Origin of the sequence: Verrucosispora sp. ts21 (genome assembly GCF_002879555.1) — a bacterium.
GTDB lineage: Bacteria > Actinomycetota > Actinomycetes > Mycobacteriales > Micromonosporaceae > Micromonospora > Micromonospora gifhornensis.
In genome coordinates this window covers 15,778-37,364 of record NZ_PNOZ01000017.1, presented here as the reverse complement: position 1 = coordinate 37,364, position 21,587 = coordinate 15,778, and the positions used below count along the sequence as shown (strand labels likewise).

Below are 21,587 nucleotides of genomic sequence, written 5' to 3'. Positions count from 1 at the left end.
CGTGTGGCGGTTTCCGCACCGCCTCGGCGTACCTGTGCCGGCTACCGCACCGTCAGGTTCTGATAGGTGTCGGCGTGGCCCTGGTAGGTCGGGTTGCCGGAGTAGGCGACGTGGACCCGGTAGTTCCCGCGCTTCAGATCGGCGGTCTGCAGCGTGACGACGGCCTTGCCGTCGACAAGCGACACGACCTGCACGCTGCCGGCGAAGGTGACAGTGACCTCGCCGGTCGGGGTCGCCGCGTCCTTCTTCGGCCCACCCTTCGGCTCGACCGTCACGTTCAACGTGAACGTGCCGCCTCGGACCACCGACGCCGGTGCGGCCTTCGCGTGGACCTTCACAGCCTTCGAACCCTGCGGCACCTGGACCGACGCGGTACCCGCCGACGCCTTCAGGTAGTCGACGCCGAGGTACTCGGCCTTGACCGACCGGGTACCCGCAGGCAGCCCCGTCGGCAGCGTGACCGTGGCCGCGCCGTCGGTCAGGTAGGCGACCTCCGACCACGAGCCGACGCTGAACCGCACCTGACCGCCGGTCTCGAACCCGTCGGCCGCGGTGACCGTGGCGGTGGCCGTGGTCGTCTGGGCCCCGCTCGCGTACGGCTCGACCGACACCTCGGTGGTGGTCGTGACGTCGCTGTTCGGGATCCCCCGGATGTCGTTCCACTCGCGCAGGGTCAGCGGGATCACCGTGCCGTGCCGCGGCCGGACGACACCGGCGTTGGTCATCGTGATCGGCTTGGCGTTCCAGGTCGGCGCCTCGATGTCCTCGTGGCAGGCGGCCTGGTAGCCACCACCGTTGGTGTACCGGTCACCCCAGAGGTAGAACTGGCCGGGGCAGGCGGTGTCACCAGGGTTGGCCTTGAAGATGACCGGCCCTTCGTAGCCCTGGTTGGCGACCCACGTCGTGCGTCCCAGCGCCGGAGCCAGCAGCGTCCAGTTGTTGATGTTGCTGTCCAGGAAGTCGGTGTGCTTCTCGGAGAAGATGTCCGAGCCCTGGTTACCGGCCTCGTTCTTGGTCACCCGGTAGTAGTGATCGCCGACCTTGATGGCGGTCGTGTCGATCCGCGACAGCGGCGCCGGGTCCTGCCAGACCTGCGGGGCGGAGAACGTCTGGAAGTCGCGCGTCGTGGCGTACCACATCTGCGCGTTGCCCTGACCCGTACGGTTCACCGGGTTGTTCCACAGCGACTGCGCCCAGAAGACGGCGTAGGCGCCGATCTCGTCGACCCACAGCGACTCGGGGGCGAAGGCGTTGCCCGCGTCGTCGGGGGCGACCTTCACGTGCCGCTGCGGAGTCCAGTTGACCAGGTCGTGCGACTCGAACACCTCGATGTACTGAGTGTCGTTGATGGCGTAGCCGCCCTGGTCGTACCAGTTCAGGTCGGTGGCGATCATGTAGAACGTGTCGCCGTCGGGTGAGCGGACGATGTGCGGGTCACGAAGTCCCTGGTCGCCCAGCTGGGAGATGAGCGACGGCCGACCACCGGTCAGACCGGTCCAGTCCAGCGCGGTGTTGCCGTTGGAGGTGGCGAACATGATCTGCTCACCGTCGGCGATCCCCTCACCCTTGAAGTACCCCATGAAGTACCGCTCGTACTCCTCGGTCCGGGGCATGGCGGTGATGGTCACCGGGAACGACTTGGTCTTCGACGCCGACCCCTTGGTGATGGTCGCGGTCAGGGTGGCCTCGACATCCGCACGGCCGAAGGCCGGACGAGTCACCTCGCCGGTCGGGGAGACGAGGTCGGTTGTCGACGTCCAGGTGATCGTGGACCCGAACTCGCCGGTCGCCGGGAGGTTGATGTTTCCGCGCACGTCGTCGGTGGCGTACAGGGTCAGGTCGAGCGTGTCCCGGTCGACCGCCTGCGCGTTGTCGAACTCGGCCTTCACCACGACAGGGATGTCCCGCGTGGCGACCTCGGTAGCGCCCTTGCGGACCGTCGCGGTGAGGACGGCCGTCGCGTCGGGCTGTCCCTGCCCGGGCCGGGTGATCCGGCCGGTCACCGGCACCTTGCGGGCGCTGTTGAGCGCCGGCGGGGTGTAGACCGCGACGACCGACGGGTCCGAACTCGTCCAGGTGATGGTCGAGCCCGCCGCGGAGCCCACCTTGGGCAGCACGATGTCGCGTACGATCGCGCTGGTCAGTCCAAGGTCGATGGCGGCGGCGTCGGCGCGGACGCCGTCGGAGACGGTCCGCTGCGCCAGCGCGAGCGTCTCGTCGGCGCTCACGGCCCGGTCGTAGATGCGGAAGTCCCGGAGAGTGCCGCGGAACGAGTAGTGGCCCGAGTTCTGCGAGCGGGCGAGGAAGTTGCAGGTGGTCCCCGCGGCGTTCACCGACGGCGGCGTGGTCAGGTTCGCTTGCGTCGCGTGCAGCACGCCGTCGAGATAGAGCCGACCGGTCCAGCTGGTGCCGTTCGCGTTCAGCGACTGGGTGTACGTGACGTGCGTCCACGCCCCCTCGGTCATCCGGACCCGGTTCTGCTGGAGGTTCGTCGAACCCACCGCGACGCGGAAACGCTGGGTGTTCGAGGCGAAGATGGCGCCCTGGGCGCCGGTGTCGGCGTCACACGACCCGGACTTCGCGCCGAAGCTCCACATCTGGTGCTCGCCGACGTTCGCCGGGTCGATCCACACGTCGTAGTCGACGGTGAGGTTCGACATGCCGGCGGTGAGGTTGTTCGGCAGCTTCACGTACGCGCCTTCAAGGGCACCCTCGTACGAGTCGGGGTTGAACCTGACTCCGTTGCCGGTCAACGTCGCCTTCTGCGGGTTGACGAGCGTGGCGTTCGCCGCCGCCCCGGCGCTACCGGAGTTGACGAGCGTCGTTCCGCTTGTCTCGTCGAGAGCGAAGCGGTGCACCAGGCCCTCGTTGAGCTGGTCGTCGGCCGCGTACGACGGGGTGGCCGCGAACGAGGTCGAGAGAAGCGCACCCAGGGCAAGGACCGCGATGGTCCTACCCTTGCGATTCAGCCTGGGACGTGACCTTGGCTGCCTCGATCTCAATGGGTCCTCCTTGGTGGTGGACTCTCTGGTGTGGACGAGAGTGGTGTTGTTAACGCTAACTTCGGCGTACTGCCAGGTCAACGAGACGATGCGTGACGACCGAGGCTGGTGAATCCGGGTCAGCGGTCGTCCAGCGTCATCGCGCTCGACCGGGGCCCACGCCGAGCCGCCCGATCGTCCTGAGTACGGCCCCATTTGCATGTTCACGGCCCCGCACGTACGCGTGAGCTGGGCTACACGTCCTTGCCCCTGACGTCGGCGTCAGCAATTAGCGTCGCCGGTCGACAACGAGTGAGGGAGTACGACAATGAGCCGCGTGTTTGGGTATCGCGCCTTCGGTGGCCCGGAGGTCCAGTTCTACTTCGATCGGCCCGATCCACGGCCCGGCGATGGGGAGATCCTCATCCAGGTTCGGGCCATCGGGGTGGCCCGCATCGATCACATGCTCCGGTCCGGACTCGTCCGGGCGCTCAACGGGCACCTGCCCTTCCCGCAGGTGATGGGGATGGAGGCCGCCGGCGACGTGCTCGCGGTCGGTACCGGCGTCACCGACATCACGGTGGGCGACGCGGTATTCGGGTTCGCGCTCAGCGGCGCCGGCACGTACGCCCAGACGACGGTCCTGCCGGCGGTGAACGTGGCTCGTAAGCCGGAGGCCCTGCCCTACGAGTGGGCGGCGACGATACCGGTCTCCGGCACCACCGCCCTCGACGGGCTCGACCGGCTCGACCTGGCGGAGGGTTCCACGCTGCTGATCAACGGCGTCGGGGGCAGCACGGGCCAGATCACCGCGCAGCTTGCTCGATCGCGGGGCCTGACGGTCATCGGAACCGGCAGCGACAGCAAGCGTGCCGAAGCCGAGGCTCTCGGCGTCGCCTTCGCCAGCTACACCGTCGGTGACGTCGTCGAACAGGTACGCGATGTCGCTCCGGCCGGTGTCGACGGCCTGATCGACCTCGTCGGCGGCGACTCGCTGCGGTCGGTCGCCGCGCTGGTGACTGATGCCCGGCAGCTGTTGTCGGCCGCCGACGTCGCCGTCAGCGAACTGGGCGGCGAGTACCTGCCCCGCCGCCTCGACCGGGCGTCACTGGAGACGGTTGCCGCGCTGATGCTCAACGGCACCGTCGATCCGCGGATCACCCGCACGTACAGCTTCGACCAGAGCGCGGAGGCGCTGGCTGCCGTGGAGACCGGTCACACCGCCGGCAAGCTGGTGATCGCTGTCTGACACGCCGCCGGCAGCGGCGATGGTCCCCGGCGGCATGACGCACGGAGTGGAACCACGCCCGATGGCAGTGGTTCCACTCCGTTGTCGATGCGGTCAGGCCGGCAGGAGGACCTGTCCCGGGGTCGTCCGGCCGGTGGTGGTGCCGTCACCGAGTTGCCCGAGGAAGTTGTCGCCCCAGCACCACAGGGTTCCGTCGGTGCGGACGGCGCAGCCGTGGTGCGACACCGCCAAACTTCCCGTCCAGGTCGTTGCGGTGCCGACCTGGGTCGGGGCCACCCGGTGGGTGGTGGTGCCGTCACCGACCTGCCCGTAGGTGTTCCTGCCCCAGCACCACAGGCTGCCGTCGGTACGGGCCGCGCAGGACGAGTCGATGCTCGCCTCGACCCGCGCCCAGGTGGTGGCGGTACCGATCTGCAGTGGCACGGTCTGGTGACCGCTGCCCCCGCCCAACTGGCCGTACCCGTTCTCGCCCCAGCACCACAGGGTCCCGTCGGTGCGGACCGCACAGGTGTGGACGTACCCGGTCGTCACTGCGGACCACGTGGTCGCGGTGCCCACCTGGGTCGGTGTCGTCTTGTAGCTCATGATGCCCAGACCGAGCTGCCCGTCGGAACTGCTGCCCCAGCACCACAGGGTTCCGTCGGTGCGGACGGCGCAGCTGTGTCCGTACCCGGTCGCAACACTGGCCCAGGTGGTCGCCGTGCCGACCTGGAGGGGGGTGGGCGACATCAGGTGGGTCATACCGACGCCGAGCTGGGCGTGAGTGTTCAGGCCCCAGCACCACAGGGTGCCGGTGGTCCGGACCGCGCAGGTGTGATTGTTGCTGGTGCTGACGCTGGCCCAGGTGGTGGCGTCACCGATCCGGACCGGAGTGGTCCGGCTCGTGGTGGTCCCGTCGCCGAGCTGCCCGTTGTTGTTGGCACCCCAGCACCAGAGCGTTCCGTCCGTGCGCACCGCGCAGGTGCTGCTCTTGCCGCCGTCGACCTGCGCCCAGGTGGTGGCGTCGCCGATCCGGACCGGAGTGGCCCGGCTCGTGGTGGTCCCGTCGCCGAGCTGGCCGTTGAAGTTGTTGCCCCAGCACCAGAGCGTCCCGTCGGTGGGGATCACACAGGTGTGCAGATCACCCGTGGCGACCTGGGACACCGCCGCGGCGGCGACCGAGGCGCTCGACGTGTCCCGGTCTGCGGGGCTGCCGCCCGCCGCGGCCGCGCCCGCCGTAAGGCCGACGGAGAGCACGGTGATTCCCACGACGGCCGTCGCCGCGGCAACGGCGGTTCGAGCTGCCCGCCGCCACCGCGTCCGCAGCCGGCCCTCCTGATGTTCCTTCACGTCTTGTTCTCCCAAGGCATCGTCGGTTGTGCAAAGTGGAGGCGGCGCTGCCTCGGCACGGGTACGGTTCGGCGGCATGGCTCAGCATGCTGCGAGTGCGATCAACTGACCGTGGCAGGCGGGTCGTTGCCCAGACGTCCCCATGCCCTCAGCCGATACAAGAGGGCGGGTGTTCCCGCGCGGATGGCTCGCAGCAATCTTGCCGCACACCAGAGACAACCGTCAATGTTACTGCGTCCCAACCTCGAAGGACTCCCCGATGACTGACCTGTTCGACCTCGCCGCTCTGGTCACCGCCCGGCTGGACGCCGTCAACGGCCGTAGCCGCGAGGAGATCGGCCTGCGCATCCTCAAGGTCACCGAAGAAGCAGGCGAAGTCGCCGCAGCGTGGATCGGCGCCATCGGCCAGAACCCCCGCAAAGGCATCACCCACACCAGCGACGACGTGGCCGCCGAGCTGGCCGACGTGGTGCTCACCGCCCTGGTCGCCATCACCAGCCTCGGCCACGACCCCCGCCACGTCGTCACCACCTGCGCCGACAAGGCCGCCGCCCGCCTCGACACCTACCCGAACACGCCGCCCGAATAGCTACACGCCGCCGAGCGTGCCAAAGCCTCCACCACCCGAATACGAATCGGAAGCCAGGGGCCTACCGCAGCGGTCAGGGACAGTGGTTCGGGCGGAGGAAGCCTGACAGCAGTTGCCTGAACTCGTGCGGGTGCTCGATCGCCGGTACGTGCCCGCATCGGCCGAACACGTGCAAACGGACATCGGCCAGGTGTGCGAGTAGCGGCTGGGCTGCCGTTTCGAGCGGAATGACCCGGTCCTCGGCGCCGTGTACGAGCAGCACGGGCACGCGGATCCCTGCCAGCGTCTGCGCGGAGAGGGTGAGGTCGTCGGCCCATCGCGCCCGGGGTGGCGGGAACAGCGAGGCGAACGCGTCTGCTCCCGCTCGCATGGCGGCGGCGCGGGCGTCGACGGCCGCATCGGTCACGAGTGCCTGGTCGAGGACGAGGCGACTGAGCATGTCTCGTGCGCCGAGCACGCCGGCGGGCGCGGCCCAGATCGCGTCGAGATCGGCGGACAGCGGCGCGTCGGGGGCGCCCATCGTCGAGACAGCCACGACCCGGGTGACCTGCTGGGGGCGGGCGGCCGCCAACGCCAGTGCCACGGCGCCACCCATGGAGTGACCCATCACGGCGTAGTGCTCGATGCCGAGAGCGTCCATGAGGCCTGCGGCCTGTTCCGTCCACAGCCGGAGCCCGCCCCTGGAGCCCGCCGGGACGGGTGTGCGGCCGAATCCGGCCTGGTCAGGAGCGACGAAGTGCCAGGAGGTGCCCAGTGCCTGCGCGGTGGTCGCCCAGGCTCCGGACCCGGTCGTGCCGGGTCCGGAGCCGTGCAGCATCAGCACCGCAGGTCCGGTACCGCTCTCCATGAGGTGGACGGGAGAGCCGTGGACCGTGACGGTCCGAAGTGCTGTCACCGGAAGATGCCAGTGCTCACGCGGGGTTGACGGACTTCGAGAAGACTTCCATCATCGCCCTGCCGAACTGCGGCATGTCGGGCCATCCCCGGCAGGAGACGAGGTTGCCGTCCACGACGTCGGGGGCGTCGATGACCGTCGCGCCCGCGTTCTCCATGTCACCGGTGATGGGTGGGAAGCATGCGGTCTTTCGACCCTTCAGCAGCCCGTACACCGCGGGCACCTGGGCGCCGTGGCACACAAGCGCGATGGGAAGGTTGCGGGCGAAGAAGTGTTCGGTGATGCGCCGGACGTCGGCGTCGACCCGGATCCACTCGGGGGCTCGTCCGCCGGGGATGATGAGGGCGTCGTAGCGTTCGACGTCGACCTCGGCCCAGGGCACGTCGACCGGTAGCTTCCGGCCGTTCTTCTCCACGTAGGCGTCGGAGTTGGGGTCGAACTCGTGGATGACCAGTTGCACGTCACGCATCGTGCGTGACGAGACGTCGACGTCCCAGCCGCCTTCCTGCACGCGGTAGTAGGGGTACATGGTGTCGAGTTCTTCGGCGGCGTCGCCGGTCAGGAGCAGCGCTCTGGGCATCTGCTTCTCCTCGCATCTGGGGACGGGCGAGATAGATCCAATACGATCGGATCGGTTCAGCATTACCCGGCCCCGTCCGCCCGTCAAGCCTCCACCGCCACCGGGTCCGTTTCCTTGAGTTCGTCGAACAGTCGTCGAAAGCGCTCGCCGGAGCGCAGGATGTGCCGGCGCATCGCGTAGGCGGCGGCGTCGGGGTCTCGTGCGGCGATCGCGGCCACGACGTCCTCGTGCTCGGCCATGGCCAGGTGGGTGACCTGGGCGTCGCGGTGCAGCCGGAAGAGGTGCACGTGGCTGTGCAGGCGGGCGAGCGTTTCACGGATGACCTGGTTCTCCGCGCTCAGGGCGACGAGGTCGTGAAAGGCGGCGTCCCGCAGACCGAAGGCGCCGTAGGCGGTGGGCCCGTCTCCTCCTTCCAGCTCGGCCATCTCCTCCAGCATTCGTCGCAGGTCGGCCACCTGCGCCAACGTTGCGCGTTCGGCGGATCTGCGGGCCGCTGCCGGTTCGAGGAGCAGGCGGACCTCCAGCATGTCCTCGAACCGGTTTCGGGTGATCTGGGGTGGAATGCGGTAGCCGGCGTGGGGCACGCGTACGACCAGACCCTCGGACTCCATGCGGTTGAGGGCGTCCCGGATCGGTGTCTGCGAGACTCCCAGCTCTCGCGCCAGAACGTCGATCGTGACCCGGGAGCCGGGCTCGATCCGCAGCGACATCAGCTGTCCGAGCAGCGTGTCGTACACCTCGTCGGCCAGCCGGCCGCCGGCACGCCCCGACGATCCTCCGCCCGTCCACGCCCTGCGGCCCCGCCCGATCATCGCTTCGTCATCCATCGTGGCGTGAGGTCCTTCCTTGCGTCTTCCGGAACTCATTGACACCAGCCATCACGCTGCGGCATGCTGACGCCCCACCGGATCGTATAGGAAAAGTGGCGACTGACCGCCATCCTGCAACCCGCAGGGCACCGCCCACACCACCGCTCCGCTCGATCATCTGAAGCTCCCCTCAGCATGCGCGACGTCGGGCTCGGTTCGTCACCGGGCGGCAGTTGGACCGACGACTTCTCAGCGGCATGACGGCCCGGTACAGCCCGGCGCACTCGGGGTGCCGGTCCGTGGGTCGCCCTTGGGCGCCCCGGCACCACGCGCTGAACAACTCAGCAACTGCTCGGCGAAGCACATAGCGAGGTTCTTGAAGCCCGTCCCCAGAAAGCAGGCAGGAATATGCGGCATTCACAGCGAATGGATCGATTGTCCGCTCCCCGGCGGAAGGTGCAGCTGGCAACGGCGGCCATGCTGCTGATGGCCACGACCGTGGCGGCATGCGGCGACGGCGGGGACGACGGTGCGACGGCGAGCGCGCCGAAGGCACCGGCGACCATCCCGGAGCTCACCAAGGACCCGCTGACCCTCAGCTTCATCTGGTTCGACTGGCCCCCCGCCAAGGCCCTCGAAGACTTCGCGAACGCGGAGTACACAAAGGACCGCCCGAACGTCACCGTCAAGGTCAACACCGTACCGAACGCGAACTGGCACGACGCGATGTTCACCCAGTTCGCCGCCCGCAAGACCGACTTCGACATCGCGATCCTGGACTCGCAGCACATCGGCGAGGCCGTGACGAACGGCAACATCCTCGACATCACCGACTTCGTCAAGAACAACATCGAGGTCGACGCGTACAACCCGTATCTGCTGGCGGCCTACGGCCAGTTCCCGCAGGCGGAGACCGGCCAGCGCGACGAGAACGCCAGCCTGTACGGGCTGCCGCTGCTCGGCGACACCTGGACGATGATCTACCGCAAGGACCTGATCGGCGACAAGCCGCCGCAGACCTGGGACGAGATGATCTCCGTCGCCGAGAAGTGTCAGGCGGACAACCCTGGCGTCAGCGGGCTGGCTTTCCACCAGGCCAACGGCTCCGACGCCGCGGCCGTCACCTACAACACGGTCAACGGCGTGTACGGCGGCAACCTGTGGGACCCGAAGACGCGCAAGATCGACGGCGTTCTCAACGATGCTGCGGGCCACGAGGCGATGGACGTCCTGGTCAACAAGATGAAGCCGCTGACCGCCAGGGGCTCCGGCAACTGGTTCATCGACGAGGTGAACGCGGCGGTCGCCCAGGGCAAGGCATGCATCGCGTTCAACTGGATCGCCGCGAGCGGCGGCCTGCTCGATCCGAAGGAGTCGACGCTCGGCAACACCCGGGAGCAGATCCTCGACAAGCTGGGTTTCGCCACCCTGCCGAGCCAGAAGACCGACCTGGTCCCGCTCGGCGGCATGGGGATGCACGTGTCGGCCTACTCCGCCGAGGCGAACCAGGTGGAGGCCCTGAACTTCATGAAGTGGTTCCAGCAGGCTGATGTCCAGAAGAAGTGGGCTGCGGCCGGTGGCGTGCCGTCGCGTACGGACGCCCTGTCCTCGCCGGAGTTCCTCAACGCCGGGCCGTTCAACCAGGTGTACGCCGACTCGGTGCCGCGGATGCGGGACATGTGGAACGTGCCCGAGTACGCGCGCCTCGTCGACATCGAGAACACCAACGTCAACGCGGCTCTCAACGGTGCGAAGAATCCGAAGGCTGCGCTCGACGACATCGCCAAGGAGCAGCAGAGCGTACTGGACTCCAGCGGCCGCAAGGGTGGCGGCGGACTGTGAGTTCCGTACCTGTGATGACCGACGATGCCGGGCAGGTGGCGGCGACGCCGCCACCTGCACCGGGTCGGTCCCGCCGGCTGAGCGACCGCGGACTGGCGGTGGCGTTCATCTCCCCCGCGTTGCTGCTGTTGCTCGCGATGTCGGTGTTCCCGCTGCTGTGGGCGCTGTACCTGTCGTTCACCGACTACTCGGCCACCCGTGGCGGGCGCGCCTATTTCGTCGGGTTCGGCAACTACACCGCCATCCTGACGTCGGCGCAGGTCCACCAGCGGGCCCTGACGACGTTGATCTACGTGGTCGGCGCGGTCACCCTGCAGACGGTGCTCGGCTTCACCATCGCGTACCTGATCTCCCGGCGTACCCGTGGGCGAGGGCTGCTGACCACGTTGTTCCTGGTCCCGATGATGCTGTCGCCGGTCGTGGTCGGGCTGTTCTGGCGGTTCATGCTCGACGCACAGTTCGGCGTGGTCAACAGCATGCTCGGGTCGATCGGCCTGGGTCAGGTGGAGTGGCTGACCCGGCAGCGCACGGCGTTGATCTCCCTGATCGTGGTCGACACCTGGCAGTGGACGCCGTTCATCATGCTCATCGCGTTGGCGGGGCTCACCGCGGTGCCCAAGTACCTGTACGAGGCCGCCTCGATCGACCGGGCGTCGGAGTGGTTCCGGTTCCGCACCATCACCCTTCCGCTGGTGTGGCCGCTGCTGCTGATCGCCGTGTTGTTCCGGGCCATCGAGGCCTTCCGGCTGTTCGACCTCGTCTACATCCTCACCAACGGCGGCCCGGGTGTCTCCACCGAGACGTTGTCGTTCCACGTCTACAAGGTCGCGTTCCTGGGCTTCAACACCGGAACCGCATCGGCGTACGGGATCCTCATGGTCCTCGTCGTCATCGTCCTCTCGCAGATCTACCTGCGCTACCTGAACAGACTCAAGGAGGGCTGATGGCCGTCTCCGTCGACGAGGCCGTGTCCACAGGTCCTGCCCGGGATCGCGGCCGCCCCGCACGCCGCCGGGGCGGCCGGGGCCGCTCGGTGCTGGAGGTCGCGCTGCTGACCGTGCTGGCCGTCGTGATGCTCTTCCCGGTGCTGTGGATGATCGAGACGTCCATCAAGGAGAACCGGGACGTCTACGCCGTCCCCGCCGAGTTCTTCGGCTTCACGGTCACGATGGAACATTTCAAGGACGTGTTCGTCGGCCCCGACGGCGGTCGCTCGGCCCTGTCCGTCGCGTTCCTCAACTCCGTGCTGGTCGCCGGGGCCTCGACGGTGCTGGCCACCCTGCTGGGGGTCCCGGCGGCCTGGGCCTACTCACGCTTCGCCGTGAAGGCCAAGAAGGACCAACTGTTCTTCATCCTGTCCACCCGCTTCATGCCGCCCGTGGTGGTCGTGATCCCGATCTTCCTCATGTACCGCCAGGTCGGACTCATCGACAGCAAGCTCGGCCTGATCCTCATCTACGCCGCGTACAACCTGCCGTTCACCATCTGGATGATGAAGGGATTCGTCGACGAGGTGCCCTCGGAGTACGAGGACGCCGCCATGCTCGACGGGTACACCCGTCTGCAGGCGTTCCGGCGACACACCCTTCCCCTGCTCGTGCCCGGCATCGCCGCGACGGCGGTCTTCGCCCTCATCTTCTCGTGGAACGAGTTCGTGTTCGCCATCTTCCTCACCTCCAGCGACAGTGTGCGTACCGCCCCACCCGCCATCGCCGGCCTCATCGGTGGCACCACGACGGACTGGGGGCTGGTGGCCGCTGCCTCCGTGGTGTTCGCCCTACCGGTGCTCGTCTTCGCCTACCTGGTCCGCAAGCACCTCATCGCCGGTGTGACGCTCGGGGCGGTGCGACGCTGATGGCCGGCATCGAGGTGACCGCCCTGCACAAGCGCTACCCGGACGGCACGGTCGCCGTCGAACAGGTCGACCTGTCGATCGGCCACGGCGAGTTGTTCGTGATGCTCGGCCCGTCGGGTTGCGGCAAGACGACCACGCTGCGCGCCATCGCCGGCCTGGAGCGGCAGACGACAGGCGACATCCGCATCGGTGACACGCTTGTCAACGACCTGCCGCCGGCCGAGCGGGACATCGCCATGGTGTTCCAGTTCTACGCCCTCTACCCGCATCTGAAGACCCGCGACAACCTGGCGTTCCCCCTGCGGGCCGAGGGGCTGCCCAAGTCGGAGGTGCTCAAGCGGGTCGACGAGGCCGCCCGGCTGATGCGGCTCGGTCCGCTGATGGACCGGCGACCGCGTCAACTGTCCGGCGGGGAGCAGCAGCGCGTCGCGCTCGCCCGCGCCCTGGTGCGACGGCCGCGCGCATTCCTGATGGACGAGCCGCTCACCAACCTGGACGCGGAGCTGCGGGCGGACATGCGTACCGAGATCAAGCACCTGCAGGGAGAGTTGGGGGCGACGATGGTCTACGTCACCCACGACCAGGTCGAAGCGATGTCGCTCGGCCACCGCATCGCCATCCTCAACAAGGGCCGCGTCGAGCAGATCGGCACGCCGCTGGAGGTCTACGACCGTCCGGCGAGTCTCTTCTGCGCCGCCTTCATCGGCTCACCGCCGATGAACCTGATCGAGGTGGAGGTGGCCGACGGGGCGTTGCGCGCTCAGGGCGGGCTGGCCCTCACGCCACCGCCCGGTCTGTCCCGCGACTGTCACCTGGTCGCAGGTGTGCGGCCGGAGGCGCTGGAGGTCACCGCACCGGGGGCGGAGCGTTCGGTCCCGGCCCGCGTGGTCTCGGCGGAGTGGCTGGGCGACGAAATCATCTACGTCGTCGACCACGGCGGCCAGCGCGACGTGCGGGTGCGGATGCCACCGACCGTCCGATTCGACGCTGACGCACCGGTCGGGCTCCGGCACACCGGCGCGACCCCGGCGGTCTACGACCTGCGTACGGAAGAGCTGGTGGCCTGATGGGAACCGTGGCAGCGCACGGGCTGTGCAAGTCCTTCGGCAAGGTTCAGGCCCTGGACGGGGTGAGTCTGGACGTGCCGGACGGTGCCTTCTTCGTCGTCCTCGGCCCCTCCGGGGCGGGCAAGACGACGACGCTGCGGGCGATCGCCGGTCTGGAGAAGCTCGACGCCGGGTCGGTGCACCTGGACGGCAGGGACGCGACAGGTGACGCTCCGGCCGAACGCGACCTGGCCATGGTCTTCCAGAGCTACGCCCTCTACCCGCGACACACCGTGTACGAGAACATCGCATCACCGCTGCGGGCCCGCCGCTGTTCGTCCAGCGAGATCGCCGCCGCAGTCGAGCAGATGTCGCGCCTGCTGCACATCGAACGGTTGCTGCAACGTCGTCCCGCGCAGTTGTCCGGCGGTGAGATGCAGCGGGTCGCCCTGGCCCGGGCACTGGTCCGTAGCCCGCGCGCGTTCCTCATGGACGAGCCGCTGACGAACCTCGACCTCAAACTCCGCGTCGAGATGCGTACCGAGCTCACCCGCATCCACCGCAGCCTCGGAGCAACCTTCGTCTACGTGACGAACGACCAGGTCGAGGCCCTGTCCATGGCCGACCAGGTCGCGGTCCTCAAGGAGGGAACGGTGCAACAGGTCGGCACACCGACCGAGGTGTACGAGCGTCCCGCCAACCAGTGGGTCGCCGGATTCGTCGGCAGCCCTCCGATCAGCCTGCTCGCCTGCCATGCCGAGGGAGATCGTCTGGTCGGTGCGCAGGGGTGGACGCTGCCGCGGCCCCGCTGGAGCACCGCGCAGGACGGTCAGCCGCTGCTGCTGGGCCTGCGGGCGGAGGACCTGTCCGTCGAGCAACGCGGGGACGCGTCGTTGCCGGGAGAGCTCTACGGGCTTGAGCCGCTCGGTGACCGGACGGTGGTCGACGTCCAGGTGGGGACGACGATCGTCAAGGTCAAGGCACGACCCACGGTCACCGGTACGCCGGGCGAGCGGCTGCAGGTCACGGTCGACCTGGACCGGGCGCACCTGTTCGACGCGGACACCGGCCTGTCGGTGTCCGAGGCGGGGCGGTAACCGCGCCGGGCGCGACGACACGCCGCGCCCGGCTCGTCCTTGCCTGCGCCCAGGTGCAGCCCAGCGTTGATGATCACAGGAGGCGACGCGATGAGTGACCCGACGAACGTCCTGGCCCCCGAGCACCGGCGGCTGCGCATCGGCGACGCCTGGCGCGATGCCGCAAGCGGGGCCACATTTGCCGTCGAGGACCCGGCCACCGGCAAGACCATCGCCGAGGTGGCGGACGCCGGTGTCGTCGACGGGCTCGCCGCTCTGGACGCGGCGAGCAGGGCGGCGGGCCAGTGGGCGGCGACCCCGCCACGGAAACGGTCAGAGTTGCTGACCGCCACGTACCGGGCGTTGACCGAGCGGTCCGAGGAGGTCGCCCGGCTGATAACCCTGGAGATGGGCAAGCCGCTGGCCGAAGCTCGGGCCGAGGTGGCCTACGGCGCGGAGTTCTTCCGATGGTTCGCCGAGGAGGCGGTACGCGTCGAGGGCCGCTACAGCACCGCTCCCCCAGGCGGCTACCGCATCCTCACCGTGCCGAAGCCGGTCGGCCCGTGCGTGTTCGTGACACCCTGGAACTTCCCGTTGGCCATGGGCGCCCGCAAGATCGCGCCCGCGTTGGCCGCGGGCTGCACGACGATCACCAAGCCGGCCGCCCAGACACCACTGACCATGCTGTTGCTGGCCCGCATCATGGAAGAGGTAGGCGTTCCCCCGGGCGTCGTCAACGTGGTGACCACCAAGCGTTCCGGCGAGGTGGTCTCCGCGCTGCTGGCCGACGGTCGGACCCGCAAGCTGTCGTTCACCGGGTCGACCGAGGTCGGGCGGATCCTGCTCCGGCAGGCGGCGGACAACGTGCTGCGTACCTCCATGGAATTGGGCGGCAACGCCGCCCTGATCGTGTGTGCCGACGCCGACCTGGACGTCGCGCTCGACGGCGCCATGGTGGCCAAGATGCGCAACATCGGGCAGTCCTGCGTCGCCGCCAACCGGATCTACGTCGAGGAACCGGTGCGCGAGGAGTTCACGGCACGCTTCGCCGAACGGATGGCCGCGCTGTCGGTGGGTCATGGTCTCGACGACGGCGTGGACGTCGGAGCGTTGATCGACGCCGTCTCGGTCACCACGATCGACGACCTCGTCGCCGACGCCGTCGGTCGCGGCGCCCGGGTCCTGGTGGGCGGCGAACGTCCGGACGGGCCGGGCCACTTCTACCCGCCCACGGTCCTCACCGACGTGCCCGACGACGCGCGGATGCTGCAGGCCGAGATCTTCGGCCCGGTGGCGCCGATCATCTCGTTCACCTCCGACCAGGAGGTGATCGCCAAGGCCAACGACACCGAGTACGGCCTGGTCGGCTACGTCTTCACCCGTGACCTGCGGCGTGCGCTGCGCTTCATCGAAGGGCTGGACACGGGAATGCTCGGCGTCAACCGTGGTCTGATCTCGGACCCGTCAGCGCCGTTCGGAGGCGTGAAGCAGTCCGGCATCGGCAGGGAAGGGTCGCACGAGGGCATCCTCGAGTACCTCGACCTCACCTACGCCGCGATCGACCTCCCGTGACCGGCCTGCTGCCCCGGGCACCGGGCATGTGCCTGCGCCACCCGGGCGCGGTTGCGCAGGTGACCTGGACGTCCGCCCCGCCAATCGTCGCCGCCGTTTCCGAGAGGCACCGACATGCTTGAGACCGTCCGCGGACCACGCCAACTGATCGTGGGCGAAGGGGTCGCGCAGAACATCCCCCGAGTGGTGGCCGAGAGCGGCTCACGCGTCCTCATCGTGACCGACCAGGTGCTTCTGGGGCAGCCGGGCGTGGCCGACATCGTGGCCGCCGTACGGGAGAAGGTCGAGGCGGTCAAGGTGTTCTCCGACGCGACCGCGGACGTGCCACTCACCGACGTCGCCCTGGCCGTGACGGCCGCCGCCGAGGTGGACGCCGACGTGATCCTCGCCATCGGCGGCGGCACGGTCATCGACCTCGCCAAAATCGTCGGCGTCATCCGCCGCCACGGCGGAACGCCGCGCGACTACTACGGCGAGTCCAGAGTGCCGGGGCCGACGATTCCTCTCGTCGCGGTCCCGACGACGTCGGGCACCGGCTCCGAACTCACCCCTGTCTCGGTGTTGACCGACCCGGACCGCGCCCTCAAGGTCGGGGTCTCCAGCGTCCACATCGTGCCCGACTTCGCCATCGTCGACCCCGAACTCACCTACACCTGCCCGGCGACCGTCACCGCCCACTCCGGCATCGACGCGTTCTGCCACGCGGTGGAGAGCTACACCGCCCGACCCCGGGCCCACGGACCACGCGACCCCGTGGAACAGGTGTTCCTCGGCCGCAACCCGGTCACCGACCACTACGCGCTCCAGGCCGCACGGCGCATCGCCCGTAGCCTGCGCCGTGCCGTCAGCAACGGAGGCGACACGCAGGCACGCGCCGACATGTCCTACGGGTCCATGCTCGCCGGACTCGCCTTCTCCCACGCGGGCAACGCGGCCCCGCACGCCCTCCAGTACCCCATCGGCGCCGCCACGCACACGCCGCACGGCCTGGGCGTCGGGCTGCTACTGCCCTACGCCCTGGACGCAGCCCGGGACGCCATCGGCGACCGGCTGGCCGTCCTCGCCGGGGTGTGCGGGCTCGACGTGACCGACGCCTCGGATGCCGAGGCCACAGACACGTTCCTCACCTGGCTCGACGGGCTCCTCGCCGACATCGGCATCCCGCCCACCTTGGCGGACATCGGCGTGGCCCGCGCCGACCTGCCCCGCTTCGCGGAGATGGCCAGCGGCGTCACCCGCTTGATCCAAAACCATCCCGGCCCGACCGACACCGCCAGCCTGACCGCGATCCTCGAAGCGGCCTGGACCGGCGACCGAACCCGACGGTCCTGAGCCCGCGCGGAGATGGTGACCGGGCGACCGGTGCCCCGATAACGGTGGGGACACGGCTACCCCGGTCAGCTCATGTCGATGGCGTATGCCTCTGCGCGCACGTCGAGGTCCGGGTGCTGGCGTAGCCGGATCAGCAGGTCTCGCCATGGCGTTTTCCATCCGAAGCCGGCGCCGTGACGGACCAGCGATACCGCGAACAGGCCACCGGCAAGGTCGCCGCGCTCTGCCAGGTCGACGATGGTGGTGGCGAGAGCGTCGGTGTCGGGCCACTCGTGCAGGCTGCGCAGGCGGACGCCGACGCGTTCGGCGGTGCGGACCGCGAGGACGGGTCGGCCTTCGCACAGGTCGGCGATCTCGTCGAGATTGTCGAGTCGGTGAAGGTCGACCAGCAGCGCGGTCGCCGTGCCGGTGAAGCCGGGTCGGGTGGCGAGCCAGCGTGCTGATTCGACAAGTGTGCTGCGGTCGGCACTGGGCGGCTGGTGGCCGGATCGGACGGCCGCACCCCGGGCGAGAAGTTCGATGCGGCGTCGGTGCGGGCGGTCACCCGTGGCGGGGTCGCCAGGATGGTTGTCGTCGGCATCCCGGGCGACGAGGCGTGTCAGCGCATCACGGAGTACGTCGTCGCCGCCGGCCTTGAGCAGATCGGCGACCTCGCTGGACGTGGTCGTCTCGTCAAGGTCGATGAGGCGGTGCACGACGAGGTCGGCGACTCCGGTCAGCCACGGTGACCAGGCCCCGAGTTGGACGAACGCGGCACGTCGGATCTCACGGTCGGTGGCCCGACAGGCGTCGACGACGAGCGCGCCGTAGGCCGGGCGGTGTCGGTGCGGGATCGTGTCCGGGTACGCGTCGAGGACGGCGCGGCGCTCCTCCCGGCTACCGTCGACGGCGGCCCGCAGGATGGTCCAGCTCGCGTCGGTGTGTAGCCGCTGCCGGGCGGCGGACACGATCGCCGCGCGCACGTCGCGGTGCGCGTCCGGGCGTCGGTGGACGTCGAGCAGGGTCGTCAGCGTCTGCGGCGGCCCGTAGCGGGCCAGCAGCCGAGCTGCCTCCTTCCGGCTGATGATCTTCACCGCGCCGGTGAGCACCTCGCTGAGCAGCCGCACCAGCAGCGACGGTGCGACGTGCCGGGCGGCCCGGCCTGCCGCGTACAGCGCGACCCGAGCCCGGTCGCTGTCGGCGTACCGCAGCAGGAGCCGCAGTGCCTCGTCGGGCCGGTCGGTCCAGACCAGCGCGCCCAGCGCTGCCTCGGCAATCGCCACCTCAGGGGCGTCGACGTGACGCAACACCAACTCCCGTCCCGCACCCGGAACGCGGGCAGCGGTCCAGATCGCCGCCGCCCGGAACCACACCTTCTGCCCTGTGTCGGCGATGACGAGTTCCTGCAGGTGCACGAAGCGGGCCTGTTGGCGGGGCAGCCAACGCTCCGGGTGCACCGCCCGGACGGGCACCCACGGCGTTCCCGCCTCGATGAACCGGCCGCGGGGACGGTGGTCCAGCGCCTGGTCGAGCAGGTCGGTGCGGACGGTGCAGATCGTCGTCCACACCTCGTCGATCGTCACCGCCGACGGATCGGTCGCGACTACCTCGGCGACGCGGCCCGCACGCGTACGTGGATCGTCCAGCCACAATCCGATTGCGGTACGGGCCACCGAGGGCAGCGTGTGCGGGCCGATCGCGCGACGCAGCAGGTCCTGCAGTTGCGGCACGCGCCAGGCTCGTTTGCCGAACGCGTAGCTGAGCGCGAAGAGCGGCCCGTACCGGCCCCGGTCGATGCCGGCCGTGACCCAGTCGTGCAGCCGCTGGAAGACCAGCGTCTCCTGCCCTCGCCGCAGCACCGTGTCGAAGCGGCGCAGCACCGGCACGTGGGCACCGGTGCTCACCAGGTCGATCGTGAGTAGCGCCCACTCCCACAGCGGCGGCACGGCGACGTGGTGTTGCAGCACGTCGACGGCGAGGCTACTCAGTGCTGTCGTGGTGGCGGCGGAGGCGTCACGGGCGTCGACCGCGTCGGTGCTCAGCTGCGTGAGACCGGCTGCCGTGTCCGCGGTGAGCAGTGGCGCCACCCTCGCCAGTGCGGTGAGCGCGGCGGCCCGGACCGGATCCTGCTCGTTACGCAGCCGACTGAGCCGCACAACCACCTCCGCCACCGCCTGTGGGTCACGGGAGCGGCGGGCGGCCTGCAAGAGCAGCGTGTAGCTGTGCGCCCGCTCGTCGGCGTCGCCCGAACGCAGCGCGTTCTCCAGCGCCGCGGACGCCTGCGGCCAGTTCAGGTACGCCGACCAGGTCCGTACGTCGGCCTCCCGTTCGCGGATCTTCGGCAGGCCCAGCACCCGGTTCGCCTCACGCACCCGGACCGCGGCTGGCAGCACCTCCATGATCTCGGCGCTCGGTATCCACGCCGCCGTGTCGACCTCGGCCAGGGCACGGTCGTACAGCTCCCCACGCCGGGCCGGCGCGACAGCATCGAGCAGTGCCGCCAGAGCCCGGCTGCGGTCGTGGAGCCGACTGGCCAGCGACACCAACTCGTCGGTGGGCAGCACCGCCAGCCGCCGCAGCACAGCCGGCGGAAGCGCGGAACGCCGCAGCCACGCAGCCCGGCCAGGCGCGGTGAGCAGCCGGATAACCCGGCTGGCGTCGTACGCCGCGAGCACCCCGTACGCGGTGAGAGGGCCGGGTAGCCACTCCTCAGGCGCGTACCGTTCGAGCAGGTCGAGTGCCTGCGCCGGGTCGCACCTCAGCACCGCAGCAGCGGCCTCGACCCAGATTCTTTGCCGCAGTTCGGGTCGGGCTGCGGCGAGCCGCTCGCGGACCCGGTCCAGCAGCGGGCCGGCGTGCCACCGGACAAGCCGCTCCAGGCGCGTCGCGTGCTCCAGGTCGGGCAGCAACGCCCGCACCGTCGCGGTGCCGCATGCCGGCAACAAGGCGGCGGCTTCTTCATCACCGAACTGGGCACGGATCTCGCCGATCAGCGCATCGGCGATGTCCGGTGCGGGCCGGCGGCGAAGATCCCGATAGACACGCCGTCGCTCTACCGCCGGCCGATCGGTGACCTCACCGATCGGGAGACCCATACGCAGCGCCGAGGTGAGCGCGGCACCCCTGATCGATGGCTGGGGATCACGCAGCGCCGCGACGACGCCATCGCTGTCCCCCGCCACCCGCGCCGCGACGAAAGCGAGGTGCCGCTCGTAGGGGCCCCGCTCGCGGAGGTCGGCACACACCTGCACCCGGTCAGGGGCAGTCTGCGCCCACTGCGCGAGACGGTTCATCCGTTTGCGGTAGGGCAACGGATCGAGCGAGTTCAGCAGGTCATGGGTGGCAGTGAGCACAGCGTGCATTCTGCCCTCCACCCCATCCGCGAGGAGATCGATATATCGTCCCGTTCGGCGGCAGCCAGCCGTCGTCAGCAAGGATCTGCCGGATCTCGATGGAGCCGAGATGCCTGCGGACGGCGTCGGGTAGCAGCGCCGCCGCAGTCCGCCTGTTGAGGGCGTGCGTCCGCGCTCCCAGCCGCCGATTTCACGGCAGTTCCGGAAAGCGCTCCACGAAGGTGCGATACACCGGTGTGCCCGGCAGACCATCGCGGATGGCAAACACCACGCGGTCGAATCGGTCGACCATCTCCAACGCGTCGGCGAACGCACCGGCCACCGCGGCGGGGTCGTTGCGGAACACGCCGCACCCCCACGCACCCAACACCAGCGTCCGATGCCCGTGCGCAGCCGCGGCCTGCAGCACCCGCCGGGCGCGCCGGACCAGCACCGCCGGTACGTCCGTCGCGTGCTCGGGCTGGTTGCGGAGGATCGCGCCAAGGTTCGGCGCCGCAGCGGTCAGGAACGATGTGGTGTACGACTGGTCGAGCAGGTTGCCCTTGTCGTCACGGAACACCGGCACGTTCGGGGAGTAGATGACGCGGTCGCTGTACCGCAGATCCCGCTGTCCTCGATGGAACGTGTAGAACTCTGGTGCCGTAAGCAGACACGGGTACAGCGCCGATGCGCGGGCGATGCTCTCCTCCTGCGCTTTCGCCCCGCCCAGGAATCCGCCACCCGGGTTCTTCGCCGACGCGAACACCAGACAGGCCGCCCCAGGCCCCAGCCGGTAAGCCGCCTGCAACGTCGACTCGTACGTCACCTCCACCTCACCCGCGCCAGGCGCCGCGCTTTCCACCGCGAGGACCTCGTTCGGCAGGTGATGGCGCGTGCCGGCGACTGCGGCACGTACCGCCTCGCCGATGACGACCTCATCACCGGCGGCGTTGCGATAGCGTCCCGACTCGGCGATCGCCACCGTCTAGCGAGCGATCTCACGAAGTCGGCCGCTCACCGGCACACTCGGTGAGTCGGAAGGTGAAGGGTCCGCACAGCCAGCAGGCTAGGCAGGTAGCGCGGCTGACGACAAGCGGTTTCCCGGGCCCTGCACGAGGCCG

16 protein-coding genes are annotated in these 21,587 nt (G+C 69.4%); 9 read left to right on the top strand and 7 right to left on the bottom strand.

Features of this window, described 5'->3' with window-relative positions; translation table 11 throughout:
• Window positions 1–41: 41 nt before the first annotated feature.
• Window positions 42–3,002, bottom strand: coding sequence for an immunoglobulin-like domain-containing protein (locus tag C1A38_RS09850; protein WP_158244880.1), 2,961 nt, complete (start codon window positions 3,000–3,002; stop codon window positions 42–44).
• Window positions 3,003–3,309: 307 nt separating this feature from the next.
• Between C1A38_RS09850 and C1A38_RS09845 the strand changes: the two genes are divergently transcribed.
• A complete protein-coding gene (locus C1A38_RS09845; protein WP_102657530.1) occupies window positions 3,310–4,230 on the top strand; it encodes an NADP-dependent oxidoreductase in 921 nt (306 codons plus the stop codon).
• Window positions 4,231–4,323: 93 nt separating this feature from the next.
• Here the strand turns inward: C1A38_RS09845 and C1A38_RS09840 are convergent, their stop codons facing one another.
• A complete protein-coding gene (locus tag C1A38_RS09840) occupies window positions 4,324–5,559 on the bottom strand; it encodes an RCC1 domain-containing protein (RefSeq protein ID WP_102657529.1) in 1,236 nt (411 codons plus the stop codon).
• 259 nt (window positions 5,560–5,818) lie between these two features.
• On the opposite strand from C1A38_RS09840, the gene C1A38_RS09835 reads away from it, so the two are divergent.
• Window positions 5,819–6,148, top strand: coding sequence for a MazG-like family protein (locus C1A38_RS09835; protein ID WP_102657528.1), 330 nt, complete (start codon window positions 5,819–5,821; stop codon window positions 6,146–6,148).
• 73 nt (window positions 6,149–6,221) lie between these two features.
• Here C1A38_RS09835 and C1A38_RS09830 read toward each other — a convergent pair whose 3' ends face one another.
• The 3 genes from C1A38_RS09830 to C1A38_RS09820 all read right to left on the bottom strand — a co-directional run bounded on the left by C1A38_RS09830 (window position 6,222) and on the right by C1A38_RS09820 (window position 8,450).
• Window positions 6,222–6,995 (bottom strand): alpha/beta fold hydrolase, encoded by a 774-nt coding sequence (locus C1A38_RS09830; protein WP_233196744.1) that lies wholly within the window; start codon window positions 6,993–6,995, stop codon window positions 6,222–6,224.
• Between the two features lie 64 nt (window positions 6,996–7,059).
• The gene (locus tag C1A38_RS09825) at window positions 7,060–7,623 is read right to left on the bottom strand and encodes a DJ-1/PfpI family protein (protein ID WP_102657526.1); all 564 of its coding nucleotides are present in this window, start codon (window positions 7,621–7,623) and stop codon (window positions 7,060–7,062) included.
• An 83-nt stretch (window positions 7,624–7,706) separates the two neighbouring features.
• Entirely contained in the window at window positions 7,707–8,450 is a 744-nt protein-coding gene (locus tag C1A38_RS09820) for a GntR family transcriptional regulator (protein ID WP_102657525.1), read from the bottom strand.
• Window positions 8,451–8,858: 408 nt separating this feature from the next.
• On the opposite strand from C1A38_RS09820, the gene C1A38_RS09815 reads away from it, so the two are divergent.
• From C1A38_RS09815 to C1A38_RS09785, 7 genes are all read left to right on the top strand, one after another.
• Entirely contained in the window at window positions 8,859–10,274 is a 1,416-nt protein-coding gene (locus C1A38_RS09815) for a sugar ABC transporter substrate-binding protein (RefSeq protein ID WP_233196743.1), read from the top strand.
• Window positions 10,271–11,218: a carbohydrate ABC transporter permease gene (locus C1A38_RS09810; RefSeq protein WP_233196742.1), complete on the top strand. Its 948-nt coding sequence runs from the start codon at window positions 10,271–10,273 to the stop codon at window positions 11,216–11,218. Before C1A38_RS09815 ends, C1A38_RS09810 begins: the two co-directional genes overlap by 4 nt.
• Window positions 11,218–12,129 carry a carbohydrate ABC transporter permease gene (locus tag C1A38_RS09805; protein ID WP_102657522.1) on the top strand — a complete coding sequence of 304 codons (912 nt, stop codon included), beginning with the start codon at window positions 11,218–11,220 and terminating at the stop codon, window positions 12,127–12,129. The genes C1A38_RS09810 and C1A38_RS09805 overlap by 1 nt, the downstream gene beginning before the upstream one ends.
• Window positions 12,129–13,196 (top strand): ABC transporter ATP-binding protein, encoded by a 1,068-nt coding sequence (locus C1A38_RS09800; protein ID WP_102657521.1) that lies wholly within the window; start codon window positions 12,129–12,131, stop codon window positions 13,194–13,196. Before C1A38_RS09805 ends, C1A38_RS09800 begins: the two co-directional genes overlap by 1 nt.
• Window positions 13,196–14,272, top strand: a complete 1,077-nt coding sequence (locus C1A38_RS09795; RefSeq protein ID WP_102657520.1) for an ABC transporter ATP-binding protein — start codon at window positions 13,196–13,198, stop codon at window positions 14,270–14,272. The genes C1A38_RS09800 and C1A38_RS09795 overlap by 1 nt, the downstream gene beginning before the upstream one ends.
• 90 nt (window positions 14,273–14,362) lie before the next feature.
• Window positions 14,363–15,823, top strand: coding sequence for an NAD-dependent succinate-semialdehyde dehydrogenase (locus C1A38_RS09790; RefSeq protein ID WP_102657519.1), 1,461 nt, complete (start codon window positions 14,363–14,365; stop codon window positions 15,821–15,823).
• 114 nt (window positions 15,824–15,937) lie between these two features.
• Window positions 15,938–17,155, top strand: a complete 1,218-nt coding sequence (locus tag C1A38_RS09785; protein WP_102657518.1) for an iron-containing alcohol dehydrogenase — start codon at window positions 15,938–15,940, stop codon at window positions 17,153–17,155.
• A gap of 65 nt (window positions 17,156–17,220) precedes the next feature.
• Here the strand turns inward: C1A38_RS09785 and C1A38_RS09780 are convergent, their stop codons facing one another.
• Window positions 17,221–20,496 carry a hypothetical protein gene (locus tag C1A38_RS09780; RefSeq protein WP_102657517.1) on the bottom strand — a complete coding sequence of 1,092 codons (3,276 nt, stop codon included), beginning with the start codon at window positions 20,494–20,496 and terminating at the stop codon, window positions 17,221–17,223.
• Window positions 20,497–20,677: 181 nt separating this feature from the next.
• Window positions 20,678–21,448: a TIGR02452 family protein gene (locus tag C1A38_RS09775; protein WP_102657516.1), complete on the bottom strand. Its 771-nt coding sequence runs from the start codon at window positions 21,446–21,448 to the stop codon at window positions 20,678–20,680.
• Window positions 21,449–21,587: the final 139 nt, after the last annotated feature.